The organism is Xanthobacter sp. NM-25 (assembly GCF_022138605.1).
GTDB lineage: Bacteria > Pseudomonadota > Alphaproteobacteria > Rhizobiales > Xanthobacteraceae > Xanthobacter.
Genome location: NZ_JACBFS010000004.1, coordinates 393,577 through 410,270, shown reverse-complemented (window position 1 = coordinate 410,270; position 16,694 = coordinate 393,577). Strand labels below are relative to the sequence as shown.

Annotated in this window: 17 protein-coding genes and 1 riboswitch; of the genes, 9 read left to right on the top strand and 8 right to left on the bottom strand. The window is 67.4% G+C overall.

Annotated features, from left to right (window positions below; translation table 11 throughout):
- Positions 1-20: 20 nt before the first annotated feature.
- Positions 21-953: a homoserine O-succinyltransferase gene (locus MEU52_RS13635; protein ID WP_238122825.1), complete on the bottom strand. Its 933-nt coding sequence runs from the start codon at positions 951-953 to the stop codon at positions 21-23.
- A 38-nt stretch (positions 954-991) separates the two neighbouring features.
- A riboswitch (SAM-I-IV-variant riboswitch) is annotated at positions 992-1,108 on the bottom strand.
- Between the two features lie 168 nt (positions 1,109-1,276).
- Between MEU52_RS13635 and tam the strand changes: the two genes are divergently transcribed.
- Positions 1,277-2,053 carry a trans-aconitate 2-methyltransferase gene (tam, locus tag MEU52_RS13630; protein WP_238122824.1) on the top strand — a complete coding sequence of 259 codons (777 nt, stop codon included), beginning with the start codon at positions 1,277-1,279 and terminating at the stop codon, positions 2,051-2,053.
- Between the two features lie 60 nt (positions 2,054-2,113).
- On the opposite strand, the gene MEU52_RS13625 is transcribed toward tam, so the two are convergent.
- The 5 genes from MEU52_RS13625 to MEU52_RS13605 form a co-directional block, all read right to left on the bottom strand.
- A complete protein-coding gene (locus MEU52_RS13625; RefSeq protein WP_238122823.1) occupies positions 2,114-2,896 on the bottom strand; it encodes a MetQ/NlpA family ABC transporter substrate-binding protein in 783 nt (260 codons plus the stop codon).
- Between the two features lie 70 nt (positions 2,897-2,966).
- Positions 2,967-3,653: a methionine ABC transporter permease gene (locus tag MEU52_RS13620; RefSeq protein ID WP_238122822.1), complete on the bottom strand. Its 687-nt coding sequence runs from the start codon at positions 3,651-3,653 to the stop codon at positions 2,967-2,969.
- Positions 3,646-4,734, bottom strand: a complete 1,089-nt coding sequence (locus tag MEU52_RS13615) for a methionine ABC transporter ATP-binding protein (RefSeq protein WP_238122821.1) — start codon at positions 4,732-4,734, stop codon at positions 3,646-3,648. Before MEU52_RS13615 ends, MEU52_RS13620 begins: the two co-directional genes overlap by 8 nt.
- A 344-nt stretch (positions 4,735-5,078) precedes the next feature.
- Positions 5,079-6,050 (bottom strand): CDF family Co(II)/Ni(II) efflux transporter DmeF, encoded by a 972-nt coding sequence (dmeF, locus tag MEU52_RS13610; protein WP_238122820.1) that lies wholly within the window; start codon positions 6,048-6,050, stop codon positions 5,079-5,081.
- Between the two features lie 53 nt (positions 6,051-6,103).
- On the bottom strand, positions 6,104-6,385 hold the full coding sequence (locus MEU52_RS13605; RefSeq protein ID WP_238122819.1) for a metal/formaldehyde-sensitive transcriptional repressor: 282 nt from the start codon (positions 6,383-6,385) through the stop codon (positions 6,104-6,106).
- 251 nt (positions 6,386-6,636) lie between these two features.
- Between MEU52_RS13605 and aliB the strand changes: the two genes are divergently transcribed.
- From aliB to badI, 3 genes are all read left to right on the top strand, one after another.
- Positions 6,637-7,812 (top strand): cyclohexanecarboxyl-CoA dehydrogenase, encoded by a 1,176-nt coding sequence (aliB, locus tag MEU52_RS13600; RefSeq protein WP_238122818.1) that lies wholly within the window; start codon positions 6,637-6,639, stop codon positions 7,810-7,812.
- A 69-nt stretch (positions 7,813-7,881) separates the two neighbouring features.
- A complete protein-coding gene (locus MEU52_RS13595; protein ID WP_238122817.1) occupies positions 7,882-9,516 on the top strand; it encodes a cyclohexanecarboxylate-CoA ligase in 1,635 nt (544 codons plus the stop codon).
- Positions 9,517-9,566: 50 nt separating this feature from the next.
- Positions 9,567-10,364 (top strand): 2-ketocyclohexanecarboxyl-CoA hydrolase, encoded by a 798-nt coding sequence (gene badI / locus MEU52_RS13590; protein WP_238122816.1) that lies wholly within the window; start codon positions 9,567-9,569, stop codon positions 10,362-10,364.
- A 58-nt stretch (positions 10,365-10,422) separates the two neighbouring features.
- Here the strand turns inward: badI and MEU52_RS13585 are convergent, their stop codons facing one another.
- Entirely contained in the window at positions 10,423-10,926 is a 504-nt protein-coding gene (locus tag MEU52_RS13585) for a MarR family winged helix-turn-helix transcriptional regulator (protein ID WP_238122815.1), read from the bottom strand.
- 155 nt (positions 10,927-11,081) lie between these two features.
- Between MEU52_RS13585 and MEU52_RS13580 the strand changes: the two genes are divergently transcribed.
- Positions 11,082-11,849, top strand: coding sequence for a glucose 1-dehydrogenase (locus tag MEU52_RS13580; RefSeq protein ID WP_238122814.1), 768 nt, complete (start codon positions 11,082-11,084; stop codon positions 11,847-11,849).
- Positions 11,850-11,915: 66 nt separating this feature from the next.
- On the opposite strand, the gene MEU52_RS13575 is transcribed toward MEU52_RS13580, so the two are convergent.
- Positions 11,916-12,158 carry a hypothetical protein gene (locus MEU52_RS13575; RefSeq protein WP_238122813.1) on the bottom strand — a complete coding sequence of 81 codons (243 nt, stop codon included), beginning with the start codon at positions 12,156-12,158 and terminating at the stop codon, positions 11,916-11,918.
- A 236-nt stretch (positions 12,159-12,394) separates the two neighbouring features.
- On the opposite strand from MEU52_RS13575, the gene MEU52_RS13570 reads away from it, so the two are divergent.
- The 4 genes from MEU52_RS13570 (at position 12,395) to MEU52_RS13555 (ending at position 16,642) form a co-directional block, all read left to right on the top strand.
- On the top strand, positions 12,395-12,931 hold the full coding sequence (locus MEU52_RS13570) for a MarR family winged helix-turn-helix transcriptional regulator (protein WP_238122812.1): 537 nt from the start codon (positions 12,395-12,397) through the stop codon (positions 12,929-12,931).
- Entirely contained in the window at positions 12,924-14,078 is a 1,155-nt protein-coding gene (locus MEU52_RS13565; protein ID WP_238125017.1) for an HlyD family secretion protein, read from the top strand. Before MEU52_RS13570 ends, MEU52_RS13565 begins: the two co-directional genes overlap by 8 nt.
- Positions 14,079-14,299: 221 nt before the next feature.
- Positions 14,300-15,802, top strand: coding sequence for a DHA2 family efflux MFS transporter permease subunit (locus MEU52_RS13560; RefSeq protein WP_238122852.1), 1,503 nt, complete (start codon positions 14,300-14,302; stop codon positions 15,800-15,802).
- Between the two features lie 132 nt (positions 15,803-15,934).
- A complete protein-coding gene (locus MEU52_RS13555) occupies positions 15,935-16,642 on the top strand; it encodes an SIMPL domain-containing protein (RefSeq protein WP_238122810.1) in 708 nt (235 codons plus the stop codon).
- Positions 16,643-16,694: the final 52 nt, after the last annotated feature.

Genomic DNA, 16,694 nt, shown 5'->3' with positions numbered 1-16,694 from the left:
GCCGGGCCTGTGTTATGTCCTCAGGCTGCGGCCGTCTCCTTGCCGATCCGTTCCAGATCGAACGGCGTCGTCTGGTACATCTCGTTGATCCAGTTGGCGAACAAGAGGTGGGCGTGGCCGCGCCAGCGGTTTTCCGGCGGGGTCGCCGGGTCGTTGCCGGGGAAATAATAAGCGGGCAGGGGCGTCTGCGGGGCCTTGGCGGCATCGCGGGCGTATTCGTCGGCCAGGGTGCGGGTGTCGTATTCCAGGTGGTTGAACATGTGCAAGGCCCGATGGCGCGGATCATCGAGCAGGCACAGGCCCACCTCCGGGCTTTCCGCCAGCACGGTCAGGTCGCTATGGGCCGGAATGTCCGCCGTGCGGGCCTCCGCCCAGCGGGAGACCGGCACCCGGAAGGTGTCGGGAAAGCCGCGCAGGAAGGGGGAGGTGGGCGCCAGCACCCGGTGACGATAGAGGCCGAACGCCTTCTGCGCCAGGGCGTGCTTGGGCATGGCGTGGAAATAAGAAACCGCCGCCAGCGCTGCCCAGCACAGGTTCAAGGTGCGGTGCACATGGGTCTGGGTCCAGTCGAACACCCGGCTCAGCTCATCCCAATAGGTCACCTCGGCAAACGGCAGGTGCTCCACCGGCGCGCCGGTGATGACGAGGCCGTCGAACCGCTGCGCGCGCACCTCCTCCCACGGCCGGTAGAAGGCAGCCATGTGGTCTTCGGAGGTGTTGCGGGAGACGTGATCGGTGATGCGCACCAGGGTCAGCTCCACCTGCAGGGGCGTGGCGCCCAGAAGCCGGGCGATCTGCACCTCGGTGGCGATCTTGTTGGGCATCAGGTTGAGCAGGCCGATGCGCAGGGGGCGGATGTCCTGGCGGACGGCGTCGCCTTCGCCCATCACCATCACGCCTTCCGCTTCCAGCGTGGTGCGGGCGGGCAGGCGATCGGGGATCTTGATGGGCATGGCGTCGGTCCTCATGGATCGGGACTGACGCTTGGTGGCTGGGTCCGCTTGGTTGCCGGCTCGGCCACATCCTCCGCCGGAAGCTCCGAGGGAGTACCACCTTGCCCGGATCGGCAGGTTGGCGTTGGGCGTCGCCCCAACTCTTGATGTCGAAAGCGTCTCTACCTCCGACCGCGGCGATTGGCAATGGCACCACCGGGATGACACGCCGCGCGCCGGCGAACCCGAGCCTGCACGCCGAACCTGGAGCGGAGCTTGCGCGCCCCCCCATCCCCTTGGGTTACGGCTGGTATATGCTGGCGTGGCTACCGCAGGAGACACCCATGGCCGATTGGAATGCCCGCCAGTATCTGAAGTTCGAGGACCAGCGCACCCGTCCGGCCCGCGATCTCCTGGCCCAGGTGCCGCTGGCGGACGCCGCTTTCGTGGTGGATCTCGGCTGCGGTCCCGGCAATTCCACCGAGCTTCTGGCGGAGCGCTTCCCCAAGGCCGAGCTTCTCGGGCTCGATACCTCCCCCGCCATGCTGGTGGCAGCCCGCAAGCGGCTGCCCAAGGCGCAGTTTGAGCCCGCCGATGCCTCCACCTTCACGCTGGAGCGGCCGGCGGACCTCATCTTCGCCAATGCCGTGCTGCAATGGGTGCCGGACCACGAGACCGTGCTGCCGCGCCTGCTTTCCCTTTTGGCTCCCGGCGGGGTGCTGGCGGTGCAGATGCCGGATAATCTGGAAGAGCCCTCCCACGCGGCCATGCGCGAAACCGCCATGAGCGGCCCCTGGGCGGAGAAGCTGGTGCCGGCGCTGAGCGCCCGCGCCGTTCTGCCGACGCCCCGCGCCTATTATGACCTGCTGCTTCAGGGCGCCGGCCGCATCGACATCTGGCACACCATCTACAACCACCCGCTGGAGAATGCGGCGGCCATCGTCGAATGGGTGAAGGCGACCGGCCTGCGCCCCTTCATCGACCCGCTGGAGGCCGACGAGCGGGCGGCGTTTCTGGAGGCCTATCAGGCCCGCCTCGAAGAACCGTATCCGCCGCAGCAGGATGGCAAGGTGCTGCTGGCCTTCCCGCGGCTGTTCCTGGTCGCCCAGCGCCCGGGCTGAACGAAAAGGGCGCGGCGCCGTGCGGCGGCCGCGCCCTCACTCTCATCGCAAAACGCGGGCTCACCAGGCGGGCAGCACCGAGCCCTTGAAGGTCTCCTCGATAAAGGCCTTCACCTCGGGAGAATTGTAGCTCTCCACCAGGGTCTTCACCCAGGGCTTGTCCTTGTCCTCGGTGCGCACCACGATGATGTTCACATAGGGGCCCTTGGGATCTTCCCGCAGAATGGGGTCCTTCACCGGGTCGAGGCCCGCTTCCTTGGCATAATTGGTGTTGATGCCGGCGGCATCCACATCCGGCAGGGAGCGCGGCAGCTGGGCGGCATCGATCTCCACGAATTTGAACTTCTTCGGATTGTCGATGACATCCACCACCGAGGCCTTCACACCCACATTGGGGGTGAGCTTGATGAGCCCCTTGTCGGCCAGCAGCAGCAGCACCCGGCCGCCATTGGTAGGATCGTTGGGAATGGCGATGGTGGCGCCGGCCGGCAATTCCTCGATGCTTTTGTACTTCTTGGAATAGACGCCGATGGGGAAGTTCACGGTATAGGCGACAGGGGTCAGCTTATAGCCACGATCAGCCACCTGGTTGTCGAGATAGGGCTTGTGCTGGAAGGAGTTGGCCTGGATCTCCCCGGCCGCGAGGGCGGCGTTGGGCACCACATAGTCGGAGAATTCGACGATGGAGATGTCGAGCCCCTTCTTGGCGGCTTCCTTCTTCACCGCCTCCAGGATCTGGGCGTGGGGGCCGGGGGTGACGGCCACCTTGATGGTTTCGGCGCGGGCGGCGCCGGTGGCGGCAAGGCCCAGCGCGGCGGCGAGGGCGAGGGTGGCGAACTTCATGGATCGGTCTCCAATCAGATGAAAGAGGGGCCGGGCAGGGGTGCCGCCCCGGCAGGGAAGGGAGGGGGCCTCAGCCCCGGTGGCGCTTGTCCAGGCGGCGGGCGATGCCATCGCCCAGGCTCTGCACCCCCTGCACCAGCAGGATGAGCACGATGACCACCGCCGCCATCACGTCCGGCATGAAGCGCTGGTAGCCGAAGCGGATGCCGAGATCACCGAGGCCGCCGCCGCCCACAGCGCCCACCATGGCCGAGTAACCGAGCAGCGACACCACGGCGAGGGTGAGGGCCAAGGTGATGGAGGGCATAGCCTCCGGCAGCAGCACCTTGCGGACGATCTGCAGCGGGCTCGCCCCCATGGCGCGGGCGGCCTCCACCAGCCCCTGGTCCACCTCGCGGATGGACCCCTCGATGAGGCGGGCGATGAACGGCGCCGCCGCCACCGTCAGCGGCACGATGGCCGCATTGGTGCCGATGGAAGTGCCGGCGATGAGCCGGGTGAAGGGAATGATGGCCACCACCAGGATGATGAACGGGGTGGAGCGGGCGGCGTTCACCACCAGCCCCAGCACGCTGTTGAGCCAGGGGGCGGCGAACAGCTCGCCGGAGCGGCTGGTGGCCAGGAACACCCCCAGCGGCAGGCCGATGAGGGTGCCGATGAGGCCGGAGGCGGCGACCATGTAGAGGGTCTGCTTGGTGGCCTCGATGAGCAGGTCGACGATGGCGGGCGGCAGCAGGCTGAAGGAGAGATCAAACATAGCCGAGCACCTCGGAAGAGAGGTTCAGGCGCGCCACGGCGCTGGTGACGGCGGAAAGGGTGGCGGCATCGCCCGGCACCGACACGACAATGACGCCGAACGGTGCGCCGGCGATCTCGTCCACCTGCGCCTGGATGATGTTGATGTCCACGGAGAGCAGCCGGGACACCCGCGAGAGCACGGGATCGGTGGCGTGGTCGCCGGTGAAGACGATGCGGACGACGGCTTCGCTGCCCGGCTCCGGCTCGCTCTTCAGCCGGTCGGCCACATAGGGTGGCAGGCTGGCGCTGGTGAGGTCGGCGAGGAAGGTGCGGGTGGTCGAATGCCGGGGGTGGGCGAACACCTCATAGGTGGTGCCGCGCTCGACGATGCGTCCGCCGTCAATCACCGCCACCTGGTCGGCCACGTTCTTGATCACCGCCATCTCGTGGGTGATGAGAAGCACGGTGAGCTTCAGCTCGGCATTCACCTTGCGCAGCAGGGCGAGGATCTGCTGGGTGGTCTCCGGGTCGAGGGCGGAGGTGGCCTCGTCGGAGAGCAGCACCCGGGGGCGGGTGGCGAGGGCGCGGGCGATGCCCACCCGCTGCTTCTGCCCACCGGATAGCTCGGCCGGGTAGCGATCCCGCTTATCGGCAAGGCCCACCAGATCGAGAAGCGGTTCCACCCGCGCCTTGATCTCCCGCGCCGGCACCCCGGCAATCTCCAGTGGCAGCGCCACATTGTCATAGGCCGTGCGGCGGGCCAGCAAATTGAAGTGCTGGAAGATCATGCCGATGGAGCGGCGCGCCCCGCGCAGGGCTTTTTCGTCGAGGGCGGTGATGTCGACCCCATCCACCACCACCCGGCCCGAGGTGGGCTTCTCCAGCCCGTTGACGAGGCGGATCAAGGTGGATTTGCCCGCGCCCGAGCGGCCGATGACGCCGAGAATGGCGCCTTCCGGCACGGCCAGGGAAATATCGGAAAGGGCGGTAACGGGGGTCGCGCCACGGCGGGCGCCATAAGTCTTCTCGACCTTGTCGAACAGGATGACCGGCGCGGCGGATGCGGCATCCGGCGCGGCGGGCGATAAAGGGGTGTTCACGGAAGACTCCGGGTCGGGGCCCGCGGCGCGTTCGTCAGAGCGAATGGGGAAAGGGGAAGGTCTCGTCATGGACGTCGCGCTCGGCCGCAAGGGGCAAGGGAATAGGCTGCCGGAGCGCAATTGAGCCAAAGCGAGAGCTTGGCTGTGCGCCGGGCAGGCGTTTCACTGAAACGAGCGACACATCGACATGGTGGGCCCCAGGGTTCTGGCGCGGGACGCGGGCTGAGTTGCCGGCACTATCGTTCTTTTTATCGAACGCGTCAAGCCGAATGCTGACAAAATAGGTCGGCTTTCCGCGCGGGGGAATGCCCCGGCGGTCGCCGTCCACTGTCCTGCGTGGCGGATCAGGCCGGCCGGGCCTCGATGGTGAGGTGCATCACCTCGTCCACCGGCGCCAGCCGCTGGCGGATGGTTGGGGCATCTGCGCCGGCGACGCTGATGATGGCGGCGCGGGCCTGCGGCCCCACCCGCCACACGTGGAGATCGAGCAGGGTGGCGTCGCCCGGCCCCTCGACGGCGGCGCGGATCTCCTGCGCCACGTGGTCGTCGGTGCTGTCCAGCAGCACGGCGGCGGTGTCGCGCATCAGCGTCCAGGACCAGCGGCCGATGACCACGCCGCCGACGATGCCCATCAGGGGATCACACCACACCCAGCCCAGATAGCGCCCGGCCACCAAGGCGATGATGGCGAGGACCGAGGTCAGGGCATCGGCCAGCACATGGAAATAGGCCGAGCGCAGATTGTTGTCCTCATCATGGGCGGCATCGTGTTCGTGATGGTGCGCCGTGTGGTGCCCTTCGTGATGGTGGTCATGGTGATGATGGGCGTGGTGATGGTGGCCATGGTGCCCGCCGGAGAGGAGCAGGGCGCTGACGAGGTTCACGCCAAGGCCGATGACGGCGACGATGATGGCATCGCCGAACGCCACATCCACCGGTGCCAGCAGGCGGCCGACGGATTCCACCGCGATGCCGACCGCCACCAGCCCCAGCACCAGAGCGGAAGCGAAGCCGGCGAGATCACCGATTTTGCCGGTGCCGAACGAGAAGCGCGGATCCTCCGCATGGCGCCGGGCATAGACATAAGCGAGGGCGGCGACGCCCAGCGCGCCGGCATGGGTGGCCATGTGGAAGCCGTCGGCCAGCAGCGCCATGGAGCCGGTGAGCACGCCGGCGATGATCTCGCCCACCATCATCACCGCGGTGAGCGCCACCACCCACACGGTGCGCCGCGTGTTCTCCGCATGGTTCGCACCGAGAAAAACGTGGCTGTGAGCCGAGGCCGCGGCGGGCGCCGGGGACGGAGACTGTGACATGATCTGTTGTCCTCCTGAACTCCGCCGGCTGGGTGTGCCCCGGCTTGGGCTCCTCACTTGGCGTAGCGCCGCATCACCGCCGCCAGCTCGTCCGCGCCCTGGGCCCGCTCGGTGTCGGAAAGGCCGGGGCGGGCCACGTGCTCGCGCAGGTGAGCCTCGAAAATCTCGTCCATGAGGCCGTTCACCGCGCCGCGCACCCCGGCCACCTGGTGCAGCACATCGGCGCATTCGGCGCCCGATGAGAGCGCCCGCGCGATGGCCTCCATCTGCCCGGAGATCCGCTTCACGCGCATCAGCAGGGCGGCATTGTCCTTGGGGTCGCGGGTATGTGCCATGGGATAGGGGGGTATCCTATTTCCACGACCGGAGCAAGCGCCGCCGGCTGCGGTGTCGGTGCACGCTTGGGTCCGCCGCAGCCTTTGTCGCGCGGTATTTTGGTGTGGCCTCCAGTGCATTTATATAGCAATGTATTGACATTTATGGGCGCTGGCGATAGCGTCCAATTTATAGCAATAGATTGCTATAAATTGGCGTGACGCGGGGGTGTCTCCGGTGGCGCGCCGCAGGTGGAGGAGGCAGGGAGGTCATGGCGTTTCAGGCAATGCCGCAGGCGGAAGGGTGGGGGCTTTCGGCCGATCAGGTCGGCTTTCGCGACACCACCCGGCGGTTCGCCGCCGAGGTGCTCGCGCCAGGCTACCGGGCCCGGGAGAAGGCCGGTGAAGTGCCGCTGGAGCTGCGCCGGCAGATGGGGGCGCTGGGCCTGATCGGGGTGGAGTTCCCCGCCGAATTCGGCGGCCTCGGCGCCGATCACGTCACCGCCGGCGTGGTGCTGGAAGCCATCGCCGAGGGGGATTTCAACGTCGGCTATATCCAGCTCCTGTCCTCGCTCTGCGGCGCCATCGTCGCCCGCCACGCGGCGCCGGAGATCGCCGCCGAAGTGCTGCCACAGGTGGTGGCCGGCGAGGCGCTGATCGCCCTGGCGCTCACCGAGCCGCAAGGTGGGTCCGACGCTGCCGCTCTGGCGCTCAAGGCGACCCGCGATGACGACGCCTACGTGCTGGATGGCGAGAAGACCTCCATTTCCATGGCGGACCAGGCGCAGTGGGCGGTGGTGTTCGCCCGCACCGGAACGCCGGCGGAGCGGGCCCATGGGGTCTCGGCCTTCCTGGTGAACATGGGCGCGCCCGGCATCAGTCGCACCCGGTTCAACGATCTGGGCGAACAGGCCATCGGCCGCGGCTCCATCTTCTTCGACCGCGTGCGGGTGCCGGCCAGCCATCGCCTGGGAGCGGAAGGCTCGGGCTTCGTGCAGGTGATGCAGGGCTTTGATTTCTCGCGCGCCCTCATTGGCCTGCAGTGCCTTGCGGTGGCGCGGGTCTCGTTGGCTGAGACCTGGGCCTATGTGAAGGAGCGCAAGACCTTCGGCAGGCCGCTGGCGGACAACCAGGGCGTCACCTTTCCGCTGGCCGAGGCGGAGACCATGGTCGAGGCGGCGCGGGGCCTGTGCTACCGCACGCTGGCCGCCAAGGATGCCGGCGTGCCCCACACCAAGGAGGCCGCCATGTGCAAATGGTGGGCCCCCAAGCTCGCCTTCGAGGTGGTGCAGACCTGCCTGCTGCTGCACGGCCACGCTGGCTATTCCACCGAGCTGCCGTTCGAGCAGCGCCTGCGCGACGTGCTGGGCCTGCAGATCGGCGATGGCACCGCGCAGATCATGAAGATGATCATCGCCCGCGAGGCCCTGAAGGCGGTCGCGGCCTGAGCGGAAGACGGCACCAAGCCGCACCGGAGGAAACCACCCCATGCTGAACAGCTCGAAGAGGGCGACCCCATGAGTTTCGATCTGCTGCCGGCGACCCGCCGAGCCGCCATGACCGTGGCAGGCTGGTGGCGGGACGAGACCCTGCTCGACCATTTCCGCCGCCATCGTGCCGCCACCCCCGACAAGCTGGCGCTGGTGGCCACCCGCACCGAGGCCGGCGGCAGCACGCGCCTCACTTATGCGGAGCTCGATGCGCTGTCCGATCGGCTGGCGGTGGGCCTCATGCGCCACGGGGTGGGGGAGGGCGACGTGGTGTCGTTCCAGCTGCCCAACTGGTGGCAGTTCACCGCGCTCCACCTCGCCTGCCTGAAGCTCGGCGCCATCTCCAACCCGCTGATGGTGATCTTCCGCGAGCGGGAGCTCAGCTTCATGCTGGGGCTCGCCGAGACCAAGGTGTTCGTGGTGCCGGCGAAGTTCCGCAATGTGGACCACGCGGCGCTGGCGGCGGCGGTGCGGCCCAGCCTGCCACGACTCGCCCATGTGGCGGTGGTGGATGGCGCCGGGGCCGAGGCCTTCGATGCCCTGCTGGTGGCGGACATCACCCCGGCCGAACGGGTCGCGCTGGCGGCGAACCGGCTCGTGCCCGATGCGGTCATCGAGCTGCTCTACACTTCCGGCACCACCGGCGAGCCCAAGGGGGTCACCCACACCTCCAATACCATGCTCTCCAATCTCGTGCCGTTCGCCGAGCGGCTGCACCTGGGCGCCGCCGACGTGGTGCACATGCCCTCGCCCATGGCCCACCAATTGGGCTTCATGTATGGCCTGGTGCTGCCGCTGATGCTGGGCGCGACGGCGGTGCTGCAGGATATTTTCGTCGCCGAGACCATGGCCCGGCAGATCACCGGCGAGGGCGCCACCTTCACCATGGGGGCGACGCCGTTCCTGAATGATCTGGCCGATTATTGCCTCGCCACCGGCACCCGCACGCCCTCCCTCAAGGTGTTCGTCTCGGCCGGCGCGCCGATCCCGCGGCCGCTGGTCGCCAAGGCGCGCGAAGCCCTCGGCGCCGCCATCATCTCGGCTTGGGGCATGTCGGAGAATGGCGCGGTCACCACCGCCCGCATCGAGGATCCCGAGGAGAAGGTGACGGGAACCGATGGCTGCCCTCTGCCCGGCATGGACGTGCGGGTGGTGGACCTGTCGGGGCAGCCGGTGCCCGCCGGCGAAGAGGGCATGCTGCAGGTGCGCGGCTGCTCCAATTTTATTGGCTATCTGAAGCGCCCGGGCCTTGCCCAGGTGGATCGGGACGGCTGGTTCGACACCGGCGACATCGCCCGCATGGATGCCGATGGCTACATCCGCATCGCCGGCCGCTCCAAGGACATCATCATTCGCGGCGGCGAGAATATCCCGGTGGTGGAGGTGGAGAACCTCCTGTTCAAGCATCCGGCGGTCTCGGCGGTGGCCATCGTCGGCTATCCCGATGCGCGGCTGGGGGAACGGGCCTGCGCCTTCGTGATCCCGCGGGCGGGGCAGAACCTCAGCTTCGAGGAGATGGTGGACTATCTGAAGGCGCAGAAGATGGCCATGCAATATATCCCCGAGCGGCTGGAGGTGGTGGATGTTCTGCCTCAGACGCCATCGGGAAAAATCCAGAAATTCCGGCTGCGCGAGATGGCACGAAACGCCATGTCGGCGTGAAGCCGAAAAACGCAGAGTCAAAGCGATCCATGATTTATGGGAGAGACGTCGTGAGCTACGAGGATATTCTGTACGAGGTGCGCCCGGAAGGCGTCGCCCGCATCACCATCAACCGCCCGGACAAGTACAATGCCTTTCGCGGCCAGACCGTGGAAGAGCTCATCCACGCCTTCCAGACCGCCGGCTGGGATCGGTCCATCAGCGTGATCGTCCTCACCGGCGCCGGGGACAAGGCCTTCTGCACCGGGGGCGACCAGAGCGCCCATGATGGCCAGTATGACGGGCGCGGCACCATCGGCCTGCCCATCGACGAACTGCAGAGCCTGATCCGCGATGTGCCCAAGCCCGTCATCGCCCGGGTGAACGGCTTCGCCATCGGCGGCGGCAATGTGCTCGCCACCATCTGCGATCTCACCATCGCGTCCGAAAAGGCCCAGCTGGGGCAGGTGGGGCCGAAGGTGGGTTCGGTGGATCCGGGCTTCGGCACCGCTTATCTCGCCCGCGTGGTGGGAGAGAAAAAGGCGCGGGAGATCTGGTATCTGAACAAGCGCTACACCGCCCAGGAGGCCCTCGCCATGGGGCTGGTCAACGCGGTGGTGCCCCATGAGGAACTTGATGCGGAGGTGGACCGCTGGTGCGCCGAACTGCTGGAGCGCAGCCCCACCGCCATCGCCCTCGCCAAGCGCTCGTTCAATGCGGATACGGAGAGCATCCGCGGCATCTCCTCCCTGGGGATGGCGGCGCTCAGCCTCTATTACGACACCGATGAATCCAAGGAAGGCGGCGTTGCCTTCCGCGAGAAGCGCAAGCCCGATTTCCGCCGTCACGTGGTGAAGCCGAAAGGCTGATCCGGCGGCCCCGGCCAGCCGGGCGGCACACGAGAGTGCTGCCCGGCCCCTTCAAGTCTCACACCGCGTTGAGGCCGCCTTTCAGGCGATCGAGCAGATGAACCAGCTGCACCTGCTCGTTCTCGGTCAGCGGCGCCAGGGCCCGGCCATAGAAGGTCTCGATGGGACCGCGCATGGCCAGCCAGGCATCGTTGCCATCGTCGGTCAGGCGGATCAGGCGGCTGCGGCCGTCCTCCGGATCCTTGATGCGCTCGACCCAGGAGCGCGCCTCCAGGCGATCCAGCACTGCGGTGAGGTTCTGCCGGCTGAGCAGCAGGAACTCGATGAGCTCCTTCACGCTCATGCCCTTGATGCGGACGAGGGGGCGGGCCAGCGCGCCCAGCACCGCCCACTGCTGGGTGGTCGCCCCGAAATCACCCATGTACCGGGTGCCGTTCTTATGCAGCAGGTTGGAGCACTGATAGAGCCGGAAGAAGAGCCGGTTGGCCACCTCGAACCGCTCGGCCTCGTAGGACTGCTGGTGGTGCGGAATCTCGCCGGGCGGAATGGCGGGCGGGGACATGGTGTTCAGGGCTCCTGGATGAATGGTGCAGTCATGCTGTCTAATTATATCAATATATTGATATAATCAAGGGTGCCGCTCCAGGGGGCACCGCCGGGTCCCGCCGTCCGCTGCGTCTGCCGTCCCAGTAACATTCAAGACATGTGAGGATCGACGTGAACGACTTTACCGACAAGACCATCGTCATCACCGGCGGGGGCGGCGGCATCGGCGGCGCCACCGCGCGTCGCTTCGCGGCCCAGGGCGGGCGCGTCGCGGTGTGCGATCGCGACCCGGAGGCCGCCGCCCGCGTGGCGCAGGAGATCACCGCGGCCGGTGGCATTGCGCGTGTCTATGGGTGCGACATCACCGACCGCGCCAGCGTCCAGCGGGCCATGGCCGCCGTCGAAACGGACCTCGGTCCCATCGCGGTGCTCGTCAATAACGCCGGCTGGGATGTATTCAAGCCCTTCCTGCAGACCTCCCTCGAAGATTGGCAGCGGCTGATCGCCATCAACCTGGTGGGGGCGCTTCACATGCACCATGTGGTGTTGCCGCTGATGGTGGCCCGCAAGGCCGGCCGCGTGGTGAACATCGCGTCGGATGCGGCGCGCGTCGGCTCCAGCGGCGAGGCGGTCTATGCCGCCTGCAAGGCCGGCCTGGTGGCGCTCTCCAAGACCCTGGCCCGCGAGCACGCCCGTGATGGCATCACCTTCAACGTGGTGTGCCCGGGGCCGACGCAGACCGCTTTGTTCGAGGACTATAAGAAGGGCGCAGGCAATGCAGACAAGCTGGCGGAGGCGTTCCGCCGCTCCATCCCGCTCGGCCGCATCGGTGAGCCCGAGGATCTGCCGGGCGCGATCACCTTCTTCGCCTCGGATGCGGCCGGCTATATCACCGGCCAGGTGCTGTCGGTGTCCGGCGGACTGAGCATGGTGGGATGAGCAATAGCGCGCGCCGCCCCGCGCGGCGCGCGTCTGGAACACGCATCTGGAATCCCGCGCCGGGTCTCAGCACCCGGCGTCGTCGGCTCCACCGCGTGACGGCGGCAGCCAGGGCGCCGGCGCGCCACCGGGCGGCATGTCGAGCAGGGGATCGGGCGCGGGCGCGTGATAGGACACGCGCAGGCCATGCTCTGGAATGTCGCGGATGACCCAGATGCCCCCATCGGCATGCTGGATGCGCAGGGTATCTTGCGTTTCGGTGGCCACCTGGCCCCATTCCAGGTCGAGGGCGAGGCCTCGCCAGATCATCCGAAATCCCGACACGTGCCACGCTCCCTTTGCGCCGGCTCCCCACGGGCGCAGTCAAGCACCATCACCGGCGGGGCGAAACCCCGGAACACTGCGGACGGGAGACACCGCGGCGCCCGGCGGGCTCACGCACTTGTAACTGATCGGCTCACTTATGGTATTGCGCATAATGATAACGCACGTTATCAAAGCGCCACGACAGCGGAGCCGCAAGGCCCGCGCAAAGAGTTGCCAGCATGAGCAGGCCGGAACCCGCCGCATCCCAATCCCCGACATCGGACCCCGCCGAGGCGCCGCACAGCGACATCCTCACCCTGGTCCACGAAGTGGCGCACCTGATGCGGGTGCGCTTCGATCAATATGCGCGTCAGCACGACATGACGCGGGCTCAGTGGGTCATCCTGATCCGCCTGCAGCGGTCTCCGGGACTGACCCAGAAGGAGCTCGCGGTTCTGCTGGAAGTGGAACCCATGACCGTGGCGCGCCTGGTGGACCGTCTGGAGGCCAGTGGCCACGTGCAGCGCCGCCCCGACCCCGATGACCGGCGGGTGTGGCGGCTGCACCTGACGGACGCCGCCCTGCCGCTGCTCGACGAGATCGACGCGGCGCGGCGGGAGATGTGGGGCGTGCTGGTGGGCGATCGGGTGGCGCCGGAGGCGTTGGCACAGGTGGAAGATACCCTGCGGTTGATGAAGGCCAATCTGTGCAGCGAGGCTCGCACCTGTGTGGCGAAGGCCGCCGCGGAAACCCAGAAAGACCCTTCCGATGCTTGACCGTGCGAAAGCCGAACCGGGCGCGGCCCCTTCCGCGCCCATGGATGACACGAACGTGGTTCATGCGGCGGTGGCCGATGCCCCGCAGCTGCCATCGCCCCGGCGGCGTAGCCTGCGGGTGCCGCTGATGGCCGGCGGCGTTCTCGTGGTGGTGCTGGGCGCTGGCGTCGCCTGGTTCACCGGCGGCCGCTACGTCTCTACGGATGACGCTTACGTGCGGGCCGCCAAGCTCATGGTCTCCACCGACGTTTCCGGTCTCGTGACTGAGGTGGACGTGCACGAGGGGCAGGCGGTGACAAAGGGCGAGGTGCTGTTCCGCGTCGATCCGCGGGCGTTCCAGATTGCCCTCGACAATGCCAAGGCCAACCTGGAAGAGATCGCCCTCGGCATCCGCGCCATGAAGGCGGACTACCAGCGGATGCTGAGCGACATCGCCGCCCAGGAGAATATCGTCGCCAATGACCAGGCGACGTTCGACCGTTATGACGTGCTGGTGAAGGCCAACACGGCCATCTCCAAGGCCACCTTCGATCAGGGGCGCTTCGCCCTGGCCGCCGACGAGCGCAAGCTCGATGGCCTGCGCCATCAGGCCGAGGTGCAGCTCGCCAAGCTCGGCGGCAATGCCGAGGTGGTGGTGGAGCAGCATCCGCAATATCTGCAGGCCAAGGCTGTGGTGGACGAGGCGCAGCGCCAGCTGGACCACACCACCGTGCGCGCGCCCTTCTCCGGCATCGCCACCGCGGTGGATACGCTGCAGCCCGGTCTCTATCTGGTGGCCCAGACCGCCGCCCTCACCAACCAGGGCGCCGTGGGGCTCGTCTCCACCGATGACGTGTGGATCGACGCCAACATCAAGGAAACGGACCTCACCCATGTGAAGGCCGGTGATCCGGTGAACGTGACGGTGGACGCCTATCCCGGCGCGGTGTGGCACGGAGTGGTGGACAGCATTTCGCCCGCCTCCGGCTCGGAATTCTCCATTCTCCCGGCCCAGAACGCCTCGGGAAACTGGGTCAAGGTGGTGCAGCGGATTCCCGTGCGCATCAAGGTCGAGCGCAAGCCCGGTGACCCGCGCCTGCGCGCCGGCATGAGCGTTGTGGTCGACATCGATACGGGCCACGCCCGCAAGCTCGCCGAGCTGTTCTGACGTCCCCTCCATTCCGGCCCCGCGCGGGCGGGAATGGACCCTGCCAGGTGGGCGCGGGCGCCCCGACCTCCAAGTCCGCGCCCACCTGCTTTTTCTCGGGTTTCCACACGGCTGAATCGGACGCCGTGCGCCTTGCTAAGGCTTGAGCCATGTCACAACCGCACATCGGTGCGCTTTCCGGCTCCGCACCGGCCAGCGAGAGCAACCTCACCTTGAACCGGATGCTGGTGACGGTGTGCGCCATGCTGGCGACGCTGATGCAGGCGCTCGATTCCACCATCGCCAACGTGGCGCTGCCCTATATGCAGGGCTCGCTGTCCGCCACGTCGGACCAGATCACCTGGGTGCTTACCTCCTATATCGTCGCGGCCGCCATCATGACGGCGCCAGTGGGCTGGCTGACCGCCCGGTTCGGCCGCAAGTCGGTGTTCGTGGTGAGCCTGGTGGGCTTCACCGTGGCGTCCATGCTGTGCGGCGTTGCGCAATCCCTGACGCAGATGGTCGCGTTCCGGCTGCTGCAGGGGGTGTTCGGGGCCGCCCTGGTGCCGCTGTCGCAAGCCACCATGCTGGATCTCTATCCCGCCGAGCAGCGCGGCCAGGCCATGGCGGTGTGGGGCATGGGCGTGATGCTGGGGCCCATCCTCGGCCCCACCCTCGGCGGTTGGCTGACGGATGCCTATGACTGGCGCTGGGTGTTCTTCGTGAACCTGCCGTTCGGTGTGGTCGCCACTTTGGGTCTCCTGTTCCTGCTGTCCGACAGCAAGAAGGACTCCACCCTGAAGTTCGACTGGATCGGCTTTGCCGCGCTCAGTCTCGGCATCGGCGCGCTGCAGATGATGCTGGATCGCGGCGAGCAGAAGGATTGGTTTTCCTCCACCGAGATCCTGACCGAGACGGTGCTGGCGGGGCTCGGTTTCTACCTGTTCGTGGTGCACATGCTCACGGCGCGCAAGCCGTTCATCACGCCGGCCATCTTCCGCGATCGCAATCTGGTGTCGGGCCTCGTGGTGATGTTCGCGGTGGGCTCGGTGCTGCTGGCCACCTCGGCGCTGCTGGCACCCTATCTGCAGCGGCTTGGCGGCTATCCGGTGGCGACCGCGGGCCTGCTGATGGCGCCGCGCGGGTTCGGCACCATGCTGGCCATGCTGGTGGCGGGCCGTCTCATCTCCCGGATGGATCCACGCATCATCATGTTCGTGGGGCTGATGGCCATCGCCTGGTCGCTCAATGCCATGACCGGCTGGACCCCGGCGGTGACGCGGTTCGAGCTCATCACCAACAGCCTGGTGCAGGGGGCGGGGCTCGGCCTGGTGTTCACGCCGCTGTCGGTGCTCACCTTCGCCACCCTGGCGCCGGAGATGCGGGCGGAGGGCACGGCCCTGTTCAGCCTGTCGCGCAACATCGGCTCGGCCATCGGCATTTCCGTGACCTCGTTCCTGCTATCGCAGAACACCCAGATCATGCATGCGGAACTGGCGAGCTTCATCACGCCGTTCAACCACATGATCCAGTCGGGCGGCGCCTACCAATATTGGAACACGGTGACGCCTTCGACCCTTGCGGTGCTGAACGGAGAGATCACCCGGCAGGCCTCGGTCATCGCCTATGTGGACGATTTCAAGTTCATGATGCTGGTGACCCTGCCCACCGCATTCCTGCTGCTGCTCATGCGCCGGCCCAAGGCGGCGGGTGCCGCGCAGGAGGAGGCTGCGGTCATCGACTGACGTGTCGCCGCCCACGAAACCGCGGCGAGGCGCGCTTCGCATTCATTGTCCGCGCCGCCCTAATGGCGCCGCGTTCGCCGGCTGGTGTCGGGGCGCCTGCCGCTGCGGCGGGTGCAGTTGATCGAGAGGCTCATGATGCCATTTCCCGTCCGCGCCGCTCTGGCGTTCGCCGTGCTCAGCCTGTCCGCGCCGGCGGCAGTCGCCGCCACCATCACGGTGGTGGGGGAAGCCAGGGTGGCGGCGGAACCCGATTCCGCCCTCGTCAGTTCCGGCGTGGTCACCCAGGGCAAGACCGCGGCGGATGCGCTGGCGGCCAATTCCAAGGCGGTGTCAGCGCTGATCGAGGCGCTCAAGGGGGCGGGCGTTGCCCCGCGCGACCTCGCCACCTCCAATTTCTCGCTGCAGCCGCAATACGCCATGCCGCAGCCCAATTCCCGCGAGGCGCCCCGGCTGGTGGGCTTCGAGGTCACCAACAGCGTGCGGGTGAAGGTGGCGCAGCTGGACCAGCTGGGCAAGCTCCTCGACCAGATGGTGCAGGCGGGTGCCAACCAGACTTCCGGCCTGGTCTTCACCTTGTCCGATCGGGCGCAGCTGGAACAGCAGGCGCGCACCGCCGCTGTCAAGGACGCCATGGCCCAGGCGGAGGCGGTCGCCGCCGCGGCGGGGCTCAAGCTGGTGCGAATCGTCTCGGTGACGCCGGAAAGCAACAGCTCCGTGCCCATGCTGCGCGCGCCCATGATGATGAAGGCCGAGGCCGCACGGATGGCGGTGCCGGTGGAAGCCGGCGAGGTGGAAGTGCAGGCCCGCGCCACGCTGGTCTATGACGCGGAACCGCGGTGAGCGCCGCATCGGGCTTTTCTAAAGGGACGGCTGTGTTATTGCAGCAGTATTG